20 protein-coding genes are annotated in these 11,995 nt (G+C 63.3%); 5 read left to right on the top strand and 15 right to left on the bottom strand.

The window, feature by feature from the left end; genetic code table 11:
• Positions 1-29: 29 nt before the first annotated feature.
• The 14 genes from GFK26_RS18435 to GFK26_RS18370 form a co-directional block, all read right to left on the bottom strand.
• Positions 30-1,250 (bottom strand): phage terminase large subunit, encoded by a 1,221-nt coding sequence (locus tag GFK26_RS18435; protein WP_228121682.1) that lies wholly within the window; start codon positions 1,248-1,250, stop codon positions 30-32.
• 118 nt (positions 1,251-1,368) lie between these two features.
• Positions 1,369-2,055, bottom strand: coding sequence for a hypothetical protein (locus GFK26_RS18430; protein ID WP_153283235.1), 687 nt, complete (start codon positions 2,053-2,055; stop codon positions 1,369-1,371).
• Positions 2,056-2,445: 390 nt separating this feature from the next.
• On the bottom strand, positions 2,446-2,763 hold the full coding sequence (locus tag GFK26_RS18425) for a hypothetical protein (RefSeq protein ID WP_153283234.1): 318 nt from the start codon (positions 2,761-2,763) through the stop codon (positions 2,446-2,448).
• On the bottom strand, positions 2,760-3,623 hold the full coding sequence (locus tag GFK26_RS18420) for a hypothetical protein (RefSeq protein ID WP_153283233.1): 864 nt from the start codon (positions 3,621-3,623) through the stop codon (positions 2,760-2,762). Before GFK26_RS18420 ends, GFK26_RS18425 begins: the two co-directional genes overlap by 4 nt.
• Before the next feature lie 64 nt (positions 3,624-3,687).
• Positions 3,688-4,008 (bottom strand): hypothetical protein, encoded by a 321-nt coding sequence (locus tag GFK26_RS18415; RefSeq protein ID WP_153283232.1) that lies wholly within the window; start codon positions 4,006-4,008, stop codon positions 3,688-3,690.
• Positions 4,008-4,271: a thioredoxin domain-containing protein gene (locus tag GFK26_RS18410; RefSeq protein WP_153283231.1), complete on the bottom strand. Its 264-nt coding sequence runs from the start codon at positions 4,269-4,271 to the stop codon at positions 4,008-4,010. Before GFK26_RS18410 ends, GFK26_RS18415 begins: the two co-directional genes overlap by 1 nt.
• Before the next feature lie 5 nt (positions 4,272-4,276).
• The gene (locus GFK26_RS18405) at positions 4,277-4,993 is read right to left on the bottom strand and encodes an ATP-binding cassette domain-containing protein (RefSeq protein ID WP_153283230.1); all 717 of its coding nucleotides are present in this window, start codon (positions 4,991-4,993) and stop codon (positions 4,277-4,279) included.
• Entirely contained in the window at positions 4,990-5,325 is a 336-nt protein-coding gene (locus GFK26_RS18400; RefSeq protein ID WP_153283229.1) for a hypothetical protein, read from the bottom strand. Before GFK26_RS18400 ends, GFK26_RS18405 begins: the two co-directional genes overlap by 4 nt.
• Positions 5,322-5,528 (bottom strand): hypothetical protein, encoded by a 207-nt coding sequence (locus tag GFK26_RS18395; RefSeq protein WP_153283228.1) that lies wholly within the window; start codon positions 5,526-5,528, stop codon positions 5,322-5,324. Before GFK26_RS18395 ends, GFK26_RS18400 begins: the two co-directional genes overlap by 4 nt.
• 81 nt (positions 5,529-5,609) lie before the next feature.
• Complete coding sequence (locus tag GFK26_RS18390; RefSeq protein WP_153283227.1) at positions 5,610-6,278, bottom strand: ParB/Srx family N-terminal domain-containing protein; 669 nt, start codon at positions 6,276-6,278, stop codon at positions 5,610-5,612.
• On the bottom strand, positions 6,275-6,511 hold the full coding sequence (locus GFK26_RS18385) for a hypothetical protein (protein ID WP_153283226.1): 237 nt from the start codon (positions 6,509-6,511) through the stop codon (positions 6,275-6,277). Before GFK26_RS18385 ends, GFK26_RS18390 begins: the two co-directional genes overlap by 4 nt.
• Positions 6,508-6,687: a hypothetical protein gene (locus GFK26_RS18380; protein WP_153283225.1), complete on the bottom strand. Its 180-nt coding sequence runs from the start codon at positions 6,685-6,687 to the stop codon at positions 6,508-6,510. The genes GFK26_RS18385 and GFK26_RS18380 overlap by 4 nt, the downstream gene beginning before the upstream one ends.
• Entirely contained in the window at positions 6,684-6,830 is a 147-nt protein-coding gene (locus tag GFK26_RS18375; RefSeq protein WP_153283224.1) for a hypothetical protein, read from the bottom strand. The genes GFK26_RS18380 and GFK26_RS18375 overlap by 4 nt, the downstream gene beginning before the upstream one ends.
• A complete protein-coding gene (locus GFK26_RS18370; protein ID WP_228121681.1) occupies positions 6,827-7,516 on the bottom strand; it encodes a ParB/RepB/Spo0J family partition protein in 690 nt (229 codons plus the stop codon). Before GFK26_RS18370 ends, GFK26_RS18375 begins: the two co-directional genes overlap by 4 nt.
• A 72-nt stretch (positions 7,517-7,588) precedes the next feature.
• Here GFK26_RS18370 and GFK26_RS18365 point away from each other — a divergent pair, with 72 nt between their 5' ends.
• The 5 genes from GFK26_RS18365 to GFK26_RS18345 are packed head-to-tail and all read left to right on the top strand — an operon-like array spanning position 7,589 to position 11,308.
• Entirely contained in the window at positions 7,589-9,337 is a 1,749-nt protein-coding gene (locus GFK26_RS18365) for a DEAD/DEAH box helicase (protein WP_153283223.1), read from the top strand.
• Between the two features lie 37 nt (positions 9,338-9,374).
• The gene (locus tag GFK26_RS18360) at positions 9,375-9,608 is read left to right on the top strand and encodes a hypothetical protein (RefSeq protein ID WP_153283222.1); all 234 of its coding nucleotides are present in this window, start codon (positions 9,375-9,377) and stop codon (positions 9,606-9,608) included.
• A 17-nt stretch (positions 9,609-9,625) separates the two neighbouring features.
• Positions 9,626-10,006 (top strand): hypothetical protein, encoded by a 381-nt coding sequence (locus tag GFK26_RS18355; protein ID WP_153283221.1) that lies wholly within the window; start codon positions 9,626-9,628, stop codon positions 10,004-10,006.
• 1 nt (position 10,007) lies between these two features.
• Complete coding sequence (locus GFK26_RS18350) at positions 10,008-10,481, top strand: hypothetical protein (RefSeq protein WP_153283220.1); 474 nt, start codon at positions 10,008-10,010, stop codon at positions 10,479-10,481.
• On the top strand, positions 10,481-11,308 hold the full coding sequence (locus GFK26_RS18345) for a hypothetical protein (RefSeq protein ID WP_153283219.1): 828 nt from the start codon (positions 10,481-10,483) through the stop codon (positions 11,306-11,308). Before GFK26_RS18350 ends, GFK26_RS18345 begins: the two co-directional genes overlap by 1 nt.
• A gap of 150 nt (positions 11,309-11,458) precedes the next feature.
• Here the strand turns inward: GFK26_RS18345 and GFK26_RS18340 are convergent, their stop codons facing one another.
• A complete protein-coding gene (locus tag GFK26_RS18340; RefSeq protein ID WP_153283218.1) occupies positions 11,459-11,743 on the bottom strand; it encodes a hypothetical protein in 285 nt (94 codons plus the stop codon).
• Between the last annotated feature and the right edge of the window lie 252 nt (positions 11,744-11,995).

Genomic DNA, 11,995 nt, shown 5'->3' with positions numbered 1-11,995 from the left:
TAGTAAGTCAGTGCTGACTTACTGTCAAATTAAATGGACACGCCCAACACCTGAATCTTCTTGTTCGGGAATTCAAACTCGATGCAGTAGCCGGCGGCATCGGCCGCGTGCTCCACGCCGGCCTTCTTGTCGACCTCGCGGCTGCCAGGCACATACAGCGTCTGCTCGAGCGCCTCGATGAACTTCACGCACCGCGGGTCCACGTAGAGCCGCACGGTGCCGTCGGCCGCGCGCAGCATCCGGTTGACCGCGTTCACGCGGTCAGCCACGGGCGGGTGCTTCTTCCGGTAGCGCTGCTTCTTGAAGCCACGCTCCCTGAAGATGTCCAGGTCGGATTCCCCGCGCTGGTGGCCGCGGTATGCGCCGGCCGGGTCGGGGTAGATCGTGATGTTGTCCTTGTAGCGCCAGTACAGGCGCTCGATCTCGTCGCACAGCTCCTGGGTGTTCGATGACGGGAGGCAGATCTCATCGACCGCCCACAAGTCGCCGTTCTTCTGGCGCTGGAAGATCACCGAGGACATGGGGTCGATGTTGAAGTCTTGCCCGATCCAGATGGGCAGCTGCGCGTTGAAGGCCAGCGGCTTGCAGTGCACCTTCCGGTCGAAGGGGTAGTACACGCGCCCGCTCATGGTCTCGAAGCTGGCCTCGAACTCCTGCTTGAACGACTTCTCGTCCATGTCATTGCGCGCGGCTTCGATTTCCTCGGCCGGGATGAACGGCGAGGTGATCGTCGGAAACTGCCAGCTGGCCCAGACGAGGCGGGTCTTCGACTTCTGGCCGAGCATCCACAGCTCGTGCAGGAAGTTGTACGCCTTGGGCGTGCCGATGAAGAGCGCGTGGCCCTGGGTCGACGCCAACGTCGGACGCAGCACCTTCTTCCAGGCTTCGGGGTCGATGTCCTGGACCTCGTCCATGACCAGGTAGTGGATGCCCACGCCGCGCAGCGAGTCGGGGTTGTCCGCTCCCTTGAGCTCGATCTTCGAGCCGTTGACCAGGGTGATGGTCAGGACCGTCTCGTTGTACTTCTTGACCCACTGCCGCGGGATCGCTTCGACCAGCTCGGGCCACATGATCTGCTTGGCCATGCGGTAGCTGGGCGCCACGTACCAGATCAGCCGCTTGGGCTTGCGCGCGAACTTGATGAGCGAAATCTTCGCCAGCTGCGACTTGCCCCACCGGCGTCCGGCGACAACCACCTTGAAGCGATGGGCGGACTTGAAGACCTCCATCTGCTTCGCATGGAGGAACATCGTGTTCTTCGGTGCGGTGAAGGCTTCCCGGATCTCTGGCGCGGCCCCTACGAGGGCTGCCGCAAGCTCTTCGGGGGACAGGGATGGGTCAGCGTGCGCGGCGACGCTCAGCGACACGTTACGGGCCCTCCTCGGGCTCTCCGAGAACTACATCCCCTGCCCCGTCGTCGAAACCAGCGTCGTCGAGTTCGTCGATCGGCTGGCGCGACTGCATTTCCAGGATCTGTTCCTGGCTGAGTTCGCGCACCTGCAGCTCCGGCAGATCCTCAAGTTCAGTGTCCTTGTCGTGCTCCTCGACGCGCAGCAGCGCGTACTGCTCCTTCCGGGAGTTACCGATGATCTCGCCCGCCAGCTTGAGGGTGAGCATCGTGTCCTTGAGCGACTCCAGCTTCAGGCCTGCCTGGCGCGCGCGTGTGATCTCGGCGAAGGCGATCTTGGCCAGCGACGAGGACATCTGGAAGTGCTGGTCCTTCATCGTCGCGATCCGCTCAAGTTCACGGCTCACGTTGGATGCGGCCCGGGCGGCCACCTCCTCGGCCATCTTCTTCTCGGTCTCGGCAACTGCGCTGCCCTTGACGATGCCCATGTTCCTGAACATCCGACTGAAGTTCTCGGGACGCTTGCCGAACTTCTTGGACAGGTCATCGAGCGTGACCGAGCCGGCGCGCCACAAGGCCGCCGCTTCAGCACGTTGCTCGGGAGTCAGCTTGCGATTGATCTTTGGACGGGCCGGGCGCTTCTTCGCGGGCGATTTAGCTGCGGGCGCGGCGGCGGTCTCGGCTTTCGTCTCTTCGGTTTTTGTCATGGCTTCCAAACCTGGGAGAAAAAAGGGGCGGGGCACTCGGCCCCGCCGGTTGGGAGATGGCTCTCAACTTGGCCTCGATTGTCTCCTTCGGGGTCAAAATAGTCAATGTTCACTGACTTACCATTCATTGCGCATTATGGGATAGGTATGTAACAAAAAATGTCAGTTCTTTGTTACTTGTTCTTCTTCTCTGTATTCAAGGTCTCTATATATAGGGGAGCAGCACTTTGTGCTAACCGTAGTCAGACCCGGGAGTAAGCTGTTGATTTCATTGAAGAAAAGAACCACTCAAGCGTCCCGGGACGGGAAAGCGTTAGCACTTCATGGGGAGGCGTTAGCATCAGACACAGAAGAATTGAAGACACCATCTTTTATGCCATTTCAGGCATATTAAACCCCTTCCAGAACGCTTGAAAGTAAGTCGTCGCTGAGTCCCGGAACGGGATCACCAGCACGCGGATCGAACACCCTCACCCCTTCCAGGTCCAGGTCGAAGCAAACGCGCTTGCGGCCGCGGCGAACCTCTGTACCGACCTTGCAGATCATTCGCTTGGCGATGAGGGCCCGGATGGAGAACTGGAGCGACTGCTTTGTCGGGGCCCACGACAGACTGTCCAGAAGCTCGTCCAGGTCGATGTGCCGGCCGGCGTCCTTGTGCTTCTTCACCGCCTCGAGGATCTCGATCTGGTACTTGGTCACGCCCTTCATGCGGCGCCCTCCGCGACCGGCCAGGTGCGCGCCAGCGGCTCATTGGGCCCCTGCTCGTCGAACGCGGCGAGGGGCATGCTGCGCGGCAGCGGGCCTTTGTCCACGGCCTGCCAGATCCAGTAGACGGTGGCGCTGAAGACCAGCTGCATCACCTGCTTGAGGACGTAATCGATCGGCAGCTCGTTCACGCGGGTCATGCCGAGGTCGCGCTTGTCGCCCGACTTCTCGACGCTGGACCACTTGTAGTAGAACTCGCGCAGCTTGCGCTCCAGGAACAAGCGCTCGCCCTCTGGCTTGCCCGCGAGCTCCTCGGCAATGGCGACGATGTCCTGCGGCGAGCTCTTGAAGTGCCCGGCGAAGAACTTCAACCCCGGTTCGAGCGCGGCCGCGGGCTTCGGCTTCACGAACTTCATGCCCGTCTTGATGCTGAACGGGTTGAAGCGCCCCATGGAGCTGCGGCTTTCGACGAACTTCAGCCCGTAGTGGTCGCAGTACATGCGATAGGCAAGATTTTTGAATCGGTAGGCGATGCCCGCGGAGCGATACATCGTGTCCAGCACCGTGCGGTTGTTCCAGGTCATGCTGCTGTTCACCCAGCGCAGGCGCGTCTGGTTGATCAGGCGGTTGTCCCGGCCATTCACATTGGGCTTCAGGTGCGGGAACACCTCGTTTCGCCCACCGTCGAGGGGACGCGGGTTCGCGAACACCATGACGCCGATCAGCTGCTCAGCGCGTCCAGGCTCGCGCAGCACGCAGCGCATGTAGCGCGAGCCCGCGGCGAGCGTGTGGCCCTTGTAGTGCAGCTCGCACAGCGCATCCCAGTCGGCTTTGCTGCCCCACTCCACGAAGATGTGCTGCAACAGGCTCAGTTGGTGCGCGCCCGCGCGCGGCGGCCGGGCGACGCTGACGTCTGAGAGTTGGAGATCAGCGCTCGCCATAAGTCACCCGATCGCCGGGGCGCAGCTCCGCTGTACGCACGCCCGGCGGATAGTGCAAGCCCGACACAAACGGGCCTGGAATCAATGTCGGCGCAGGTTGGACGAGGTGACTGCGGCCGGCGAAGATCTTGTTGCCGCAGCCTTCAAGCGGGCAGGTGGCTTGCATGAGACCTGCATCGCGCTGGTCCTGGCTGTCATAGCGGGTCAGCTCCTTTTGAAGGCACTCGAACACGGTGCCGCAGTTGCTGCAGTTGAGGCGGTACAAGCGCTCGCCAGGCAGCTGGCCCTTGGTGATGATTCTGGGCATCAGATGATCCCTCGCGCCTGCAGGACATCCACGATCGCCGCGCGGCTGATGTTGCCGGTGAACAGGACAGTCCCGGTCGAGTTGTGGATGACGGCCGGCACGCCCCGGACGCCGGCGGCCAAGGCAGCTGCCTTGTCATCAGCCCTGGAGATGTCGCGCTCCTCGAGGGTGATGTCCAGGTCGTTGCAAAGCTCGCGCAGTTCCGGTTTGAGAATGCGGCACGGGCCGCATGTAGGGCTGGTGAAAATGGTGAGGTCGGTCATTGGTGTCAGGCTGCCTTGAGCAGCAGGTCGTTGATCTCGTCGCGTGTGACGGTGCGCATGGCTGCGTCGTTAGCCGCGTCGGCGAACACCTCGGTACGCAACTTCTCGCGGAAGCGCTTCTCGACCACCAGGTCGGGCGCCAGGTCGGCCACCATGTCGGTGTGCGTCGTGGCCACCATCACGGTGGCGCCGGCGCGGCGCGCAACCTTCTGCAGCGAGAACGCGATCACCTTGGCCGTGGTGCGGTCCAGGATGGCCAGGAACTCGTCCGCCACCCACACGTCCGCGCCACTCTCAATGGCCTTGGCCAGGCGGAAGCGGTAGCGCTGGCCGTCGGACAGCTCGCCTGGGCGGCGCACGTACAGGTAGGCGTCGGAAATGCCCGCAGAGCCCAGCAGCTGGATCGCGTGATTGGTGTCTTTGCCGATCTGGTCGATCAGTGGCTTGTCGGGGTCGACGGTCACGCGATCCAGGTTCACCACGGTTTGGCCGCGATCGCCCATCTGCTGAGCAAGCTCGCGCAACAGCACGGACTTACCGCCGCCGGACTGGCCTGTGATGTAGACGATGGAGCCGCGCTTGATCTCGAGCTCCAGCTTGTCGAAGACCACGAATTCCTTGTCCTCGAGTCCGATGCCAAAGGCCTCGGCGATCTCGAGCACGCGGGGCGAGCGCGCCACACGCGTCTGGAAGCGCGTGTCGATCAGGTAGGTCTCGCTCATGACGCCGCCTTTTCGTACGTGGTGGCGAAGATCGCCGGCTTGCACGGGTAGATCTCGTGGGCGACGCCGCGGATGATCCAATCGCCCGGCACGGCGCGCATCACGCCCTCCAGCGTCTGGATCTCGATGTGCGGACGGTTCCACCACACGCGCTCGGGCGTGCTCTGGTTCACGCCAAGCTTGCCGTTGGGCCAGAATGCCGCGCCGCCCACTTCGGGCCACTTGTTCAGCGCGTCGGTCATCCAGGTGGGCGGCTCGAGCTGGTCGGTCGAGAAGTTCCACTGCCAGGCTTCGACCGTGGCGGGCTTCTTGGTGAAGGTGTAGGGGTTCACGAGATGGTGCCTCGGTAGATGGTTTCGGGTGTCGTGCTCAGGCGCAGTTCGTCGCCGGTCATGAGCGCGGGGCCCATGCGGAACAGCTGCACCGAGACGACGTCGGCCGGCAGCAGCTTCCAGAGGAGCCATACGCTCACGCGCGACTTGAGGTCCTTGATCGCGAGCGCGACCAGGGCGTGGAGGTACTGGAGTTCAATCACGGCCAGGCTCTAGGCAGAGGATCTCCATGCCGACGGCGAACGCGACGGCCAGGACGATCAGGAGGGTGTGGAAGATCATGGTCAGGCGCTCAGCTGCAGCTGGGTGTCAGCCCACTTGATGAAGGCAGCGTCGCCCTGCAGGCCGGTGAGCGATTCCGCCTTGGCCATGAGGTTGCTGACGATGATCTGGTCGGCGGCCGACAGGTCTTTGAACCCAAAGGCCTTGGCCAGGGGGATGCGCTGCGCCTTCACGTTGTCCATGCGACGCGCGACGTCTTCCTTCTGGCCTTCGACGACGGCGCCCATGTCGGACACGAAGGCGCCGACGTTCATCTCGCCGTGGTCGACCGACAGGAAGTTCAGCTCTTTGTCGTCGAAGATGCCGGTCAGCAGCTCGTGGTCGATGCCGGCCATGTCCAGCATGAGCTTCTCGCTGTCCATGTCGCTGATCGCAGCGCGGTTGTCTGCCAGGCGCGCGGCGCGGACCTGCTCGGGGGTCAGATCCGAGCGCTGCCAGACAGGCGCGAAGCCTGGCGTGGGCGAGTCGGGCCCCAGGAGCATCGCGGCGAGCCGGCGACCGTGGCCATTGATGATGACTCCGAACTTGTCGACCACGATGGGTTGAGTCCACTTGTAGCGCTTGATCGACTCGGCGATCTTGGCCACCTGCTCGGCATCGTGCTTCTTGGCGTTGAGCTCGTACGGAATCAGGTTCTCGAGCGGCCAGAGGGTGATCTTCACGTCGCTCATGCTGGCGCGCCCTCTTCCACCTCGAAGATCGCGATCTCGCCGGTGTCGGCGTCCTTGCCGATGATGAATTCCTGGCGCTCGTCACCCTTGCGCGTGACCAGGAAGATCTCGCCGGTGTGGGTGGCGCCGAAAGCGCAGATGGTCGCGCCCAGAAGCTGCTTGATGACCGAGTCGCCGTAGGCAACCTGGTCCGCTTCGTCGCGGTTGGTGGGGATGTTCAGGGTGTCGGTCATTGCTTGCCTCCGGGGATGCCGATGAGGACCGCGCGCGGCGGCGCGCCGTTGTGAGAAAGAGGGGCGAAAGAGGCGGCAGCAACGCGGCGCACGCCTTCGATGTCGCTGGCGTCGGTCTCGACCGGCACCAGGTGCTTGCCGTCCCGGGCGTCACGGATGGCGATGAGCAGCCTCATTCGCCCTCCACGACCAGGCGGTCGCTGCCGCATTCGGGGCAGCAGGCGATGCCGCCGCCTTCGAGCTGTTCCTCGAGCTCGTCGGCGTCGATTTCCATGTCGGCTTCACAGTCGGGGCAGCGCAGGATCAGAGCGACGGTCACAGCTGGCCTTTCGCGGCGTTGCAGATCTCGACCAGGGCCATGCCGGCCGCGATCAGGCTGTCCTGCTCGGTCTTCAGGCCCTTGTCCTTGATGACGCTCTGGATCAGCTTCTCGACGCGGTCGCGGTCTTCCACGGGCACCTTGAAGCGCATCAGCTCGTGCGTGATCGTTGGCCGCGGCGGCAGCGTGTCGGGGTCAGGCAGGCCGTGGTCGGGTTCGTCGCTCTCGCCCATGCCGATCGCGTCGAGGTCGATTGCCACGCTGGCGAAGATGCCGGCCAGGTCGGAGTCGCTGTACGGCAGGATGGCCAGCAGGTTCTCGTCGAGGCGCAACTCTTCGAGCAGCGTCGCCAAGCCCGCGGCGTCGTCTTGCCCGTACTGGCCGTTGTCGGCCAGGCCCAGGGCCTTCGCACGCAGGTCGCTCACCGGCCCGAGGTTGATGACCGGAACCTTCGCGATGCCCAAGCGTTCCGCAGCGCGCGTCCGATGCTCGCCCCCTAAGATCTGAAGAGACCCATCGGGAAGCTCGCGACAGATGATCGGCTTGTACAGGCCGCCCAGGTCCTCGAACTCAAGGATGGAGTTCTCCAGCTTTCCCTCGGCCGCGGGGTCCAGCTTGTTGGTGTTCCAGGGATTGGCCTGCAGCGCTCCAGGCGGCAGGTACTGGATCTGAATTTGGGTTGTCACGCGGGCTTCTATAAGGGAAAATGTGTGTAAGTGCTTACTGTATAAGGAAACGCCTTTTTTGGCAAGAAAACCATGATCGTCATCGCCCACAACGCGGTCCACGCGAAGATCGTCAACGCCCCGAAAGAGGCGATGCTGGAGGTCCACCGCGTGCTCAGCTACCGCGTCGAGGGCGCCGAGCACATGGCTGCGTTCAACTCCGGCAGCTGGTCGGGACGCTCGAGCTTTTTCCAGTGGTCGACAAACGCGCCGGAGGGTGTCTTCCCCACTGGCTTCGTGCGTCTGGTGGTCGATTCGCTGCGCGCCAAGGGGTACGAATGCATCGTCAAGCGCAAGCCGCTGCCCGAACCGCTGGGCCCGGAGCGCCCGATGGTGGACAACTTCGGGTACATCGACCGCTACGACTACCAGCCCGATGCAGTCGACCGCCTGGTGCGGCACGGCAACATCACGGTGCAGGTGGCCACCGGTGGCGGCAAGTCGCGCATCGCGCGCATGGCCTACAAGCGGATCAACCGCCCCACCCTCTTCCTGACCACCCGCGGCATCCTCATGTACCAGATGAAGGAAGCGGTCGAGAAGATGGGCGAAGAGGTCGCAGTCTTCGGCGATGGAGAGTGGGGCATCCCTTACACAAAGGCCGACGGCGGCGAGGGTCGGCGCATCACGAAGTTCTGCGTGGGCATGGTGAAGACGCTCGCGCAGCGCCTCGAAATCCGCTCAGTGGACGCTGACTATCACGCGCTGCAGCTGCGCCGCGCGAAGGACCTGGCCAAGAAGCTCGAGAAGATCAAGAAGGAACTGGCGGCCGACAAGGTCGCGATGGCCATCCGGGGCGAGCGCATCAACGCCTTCATCGAGAAGTACGAGGCCCAGTTTGACGAGAAGGTCGACCGCGCGGAGCTGCAGCGCAAGGTCGACAAGCATGAGCGCCTGCGCCTTGCCACCATCGAGATCCTCAAGCGCTTCGAGCTCGTGATCGCTGAAGAGGCGCACGAGGTGTCGGGCAACTCCTTCTACGACGTTATGTGCGCGTGCTCGAACGCGCACTACCGCATGGCCCTGACCGCGACGCCCTTTATGAAGGACGACGAAGAGGCCAACATGAAGCTGCTGGCCGCGTGCGGCCCGGTAGCGATCCGCATCACCGAGAAGATGCTGATCGACCGCGGCATCCTGGCGCGCCCGTACTTCAAGTACCTCAAGATCGGCGAGGAGCACCGCCCCAAGGGCTTGGCCCGCAGCACGCCCTACGCGCAGGCGGTGGAACGCGGCATCGTGAACTTCGAGTACCGCAACAAGCTGATCTGCGCCGAGCTGCTGCGGGCGCGCCAGTTTGGGCTCAACGGGATGATCCTGGTGCAGCGCAAAGACCACGGCGACGAGTTCGTGCGCATCCTGAGCGGCGCCGGCGCGCGAGTGCTCTTCATCCAGGGCGAGGACAACCAGAAGGAGCGCAAGACCGCGCTGGCGGCCCTGGCCAACGGCGACATCGACTTCCTGATCGGCACCACCATCATGGACGTGGGCGTGGACGTGCCCTCGATCGGCATCATCGCGCTGGCCGGCGGCGGCAAGGCCGAAGTTGCCCTGCGCCAGCGCATCGGGCGCGGCCTGCGCGAAAAGAAGGGGCTGACCTGGTGCGGCGCCCGGATGCCGAACGTGGCGTTCATCCTGGACGTCTACGACGAGCTGAACAACCACCTGAAGTCGCACTGCGCAGAGCGGCAAGCGATCGTGAAGGGCACGCCAGGGTTTGCCGAGAACGTCGTCCAGAACTTCGACTATGCCGGGCTCGGCTTGACTCGAAAAGCGGCGTAAGGCACAGTAAGCATACACTTACTTTCCATCTCGAAAAATGCGCCTTCATCCCATCCACTACTGCCTGATCCTGAACATCCTGACCCTGGCTGGCGCAGTCGGTCTCGCTTTCGCATTCAGCCAGCCCCTGGTCTTCATTGTGGCTATTCTCCTGAGCAATCACGCGATGCAGCGCTTCGAGCAAGATCGCGAGGAGGGCGAAATCGACGAGGTTGTGCGCGAGTATGAGGGCGGGGGTGCTGGCTTCAGCGCCGACCTCAGCAAGCGCTGACTTTTCACCCTTTCTGAATGCCCTATGTTCCCTATAATGGGGTACATAGGGCATTTTTTTGGGAATTAACAATCATGGCACGCAAGAGCAACTCGGAAATCACGTCTGGCGCGATCGTCGTCAGCTATTCGCTGCAACGAGAGCTCAAGCCGAACCTCACCGTGGTCGCCGAAGCGCTGAAGCTGCGCTCGGTCAGCGAACTCATCAGCCTGATCGCCCTCGAGCCCAATGCCACGATCGCCGCGCTGGCTCCGCTCGCAGAAAAGATGAATGCGCACCGCGCGCAGATCGCGGCCGTCAAGGCCAAGCAGAAAGAGACCATCGCCAAGCTGAAGGACCTGTCGCCGAGCGACCTGGAAGCAGCGCTGGCGCACATCCAAGCAGAAAAGGCCAGCTGAGATGACCGGACCGGTGAGCGCAGCGCCCTCCTGGCAGGAGAGCACGCTGCAGTGGATCAAAGAGAACTGCCCTCAGTACCTCGGCGGCCGCGGCTCGCCGGCACAGAAACTGGCCTCTGCGTTTCGCAAGGCGAGCTACCTGCTCGCGGAGGCAGGCCACGACCGCAAGCTCCACGACGCGATCATCGCTTCCGAGATCGGCATCTGGGATCTCGCCAGGCACAACAGTTTTCGGGCGTGGGTCGAGGCCGGCGGCTACGTAGCGCCCGCGCACATCCCCACGCCGTCCGCGAAGCCGGGCAAGGTGCCGCCCGTTGTCATCGAAACGCCTTACGGTCCGGAGCTCATCCAGCTCGAAGACTCAGACGACGAGATGCTCGGCAAGCTGACGCCGCCGGCGCAGCACACCCAAACCCTCGAAGAGGCCGTGGCCGAAGAGGAAATGCGGCGGGATGACCGCTACGGAGCTTGGTGATGGCAAATCTCAGCGAAATGCGCCGCCTGATGGGCGACTTGGGTCTCTTTGACCCGTACGGCGCGAAGATCGCAGACCTGCGGTCCGCTGCTGGGTTCGGCAAGGACCCGTGGGCTGACCAGTACCTGTGCAAGCCCAACGCCACCGCGTCGGTCACGTCGACACGGTCGGCCGCAGCCAAGCCCGTCTCCATGGGGGAGATGGAAGAGGCATTGAAAAAGGCGCGCGACGAACGTGCCCGGGCGACCAAGAGCGCTGTGACGGCCCTGTACGAGCGCAAGACGGCTTCCCTCGTCTGGATGGCCCAAAACCACCCGGACAAACTGGGCCGTCACGCGAAGGCGAACATCCTCGACCTCAAGGCAGGTCGCTTGCCGCAGTATCGAGGTGCGTTTCAGCTGGATGTCGAGCTGATCGAGTGCTGCCACCTGGCGAACTTTCGCCGAGACCCAGAAGGCCCTGGCAATCACTCGGCGTACGTGAACATGGTCGAAGGCGCGGTGCGCAACTGGGACGAAAACTGCGCGGAAGACCTCAAGTTGTGCGCCGAAGGCAAGCACGCAGAGACCCTCACGCCTGAGGCGACCGCTCGGCGCCGCCATGCGGCTCGAGAAGAGAGCGAGAAGATCGAGCGAGGCCGACAGGAGGCCGCTCGCCTGGAAAAGGCCCGTCTTGCAGCCGAGCTCCGGCAGAAGGAAGAGCACGAGCTGGCACGCAAAGAGCGCGCGGCGCGGGAGTTTGCCGTGCGACAAGCCGAGCAGCGCCAAACCGACGTCGACGCCGTGGTCGACGAGCTGCTGGCCGAGCAGGCAGGCGGCGAGTGGTGAGTCGAATCAGCTAGGCAAATCTGGAAGCGGTCGAAGAGGATCTGATCGCCGAGACGGCCGGCGCCGACTGGTAGCGGACAGAAAAAAGCCGCCTGTGCCCGAAAACGGGTCCACAAGGCGGCTGGCGCGAGGGTATTACACCCGGTCGCGTTAGTACTCGAAGTCGGGCAGCTGCTTCAGCAGGTTGGGCGCCTCACCGTCAGCGCGGGTGCGCAGACGGGCTTCCTCGGAGAGGGTGCGCCCCTGCACGTAGACCTCATAGCCCTTGTCGCGCCAGGTGGTGACGAAACGCGCACCAGCACGATAGAGGGCTATGACCGAGCCGACGCTGGTGCGCCAGACGAGGTGTCCGTGGGAGTCAACGTGGCCGAGTTCGACGATTTCGCCGTTCTCGGAATGGGCGTGCGTAATGCACAGCAGCGGCAAAGTTTCCATGGTTGGAAAGCTCCAGTTGGTTGCGACAAAAGAAACGACGGATTTACCGACGTCAAGATTGGCTTCCCGTTCTGAACCGCTATAGTTAAAGCGTTAGTCGCGATCACTTCAGTGGTCCATCCCCTCGCCAGAGGGCCAGAACGCCACACCCTCCTACAGGTGTGGCGTTTTGCGTTTCAGGGGTTCTGAACCGCAGGAACGATCATTATGCACACCGGCGCTAGCATCGGCGGATGAGCCGCACGAGACGCG

It is taken from the genome of Variovorax paradoxus (genome assembly GCF_009498455.1).
Classification (GTDB): domain Bacteria; phylum Pseudomonadota; class Gammaproteobacteria; order Burkholderiales; family Burkholderiaceae_C; genus Variovorax; species Variovorax paradoxus_H.
This window is presented reverse-complemented; position numbering and strand designations above follow the sequence as displayed.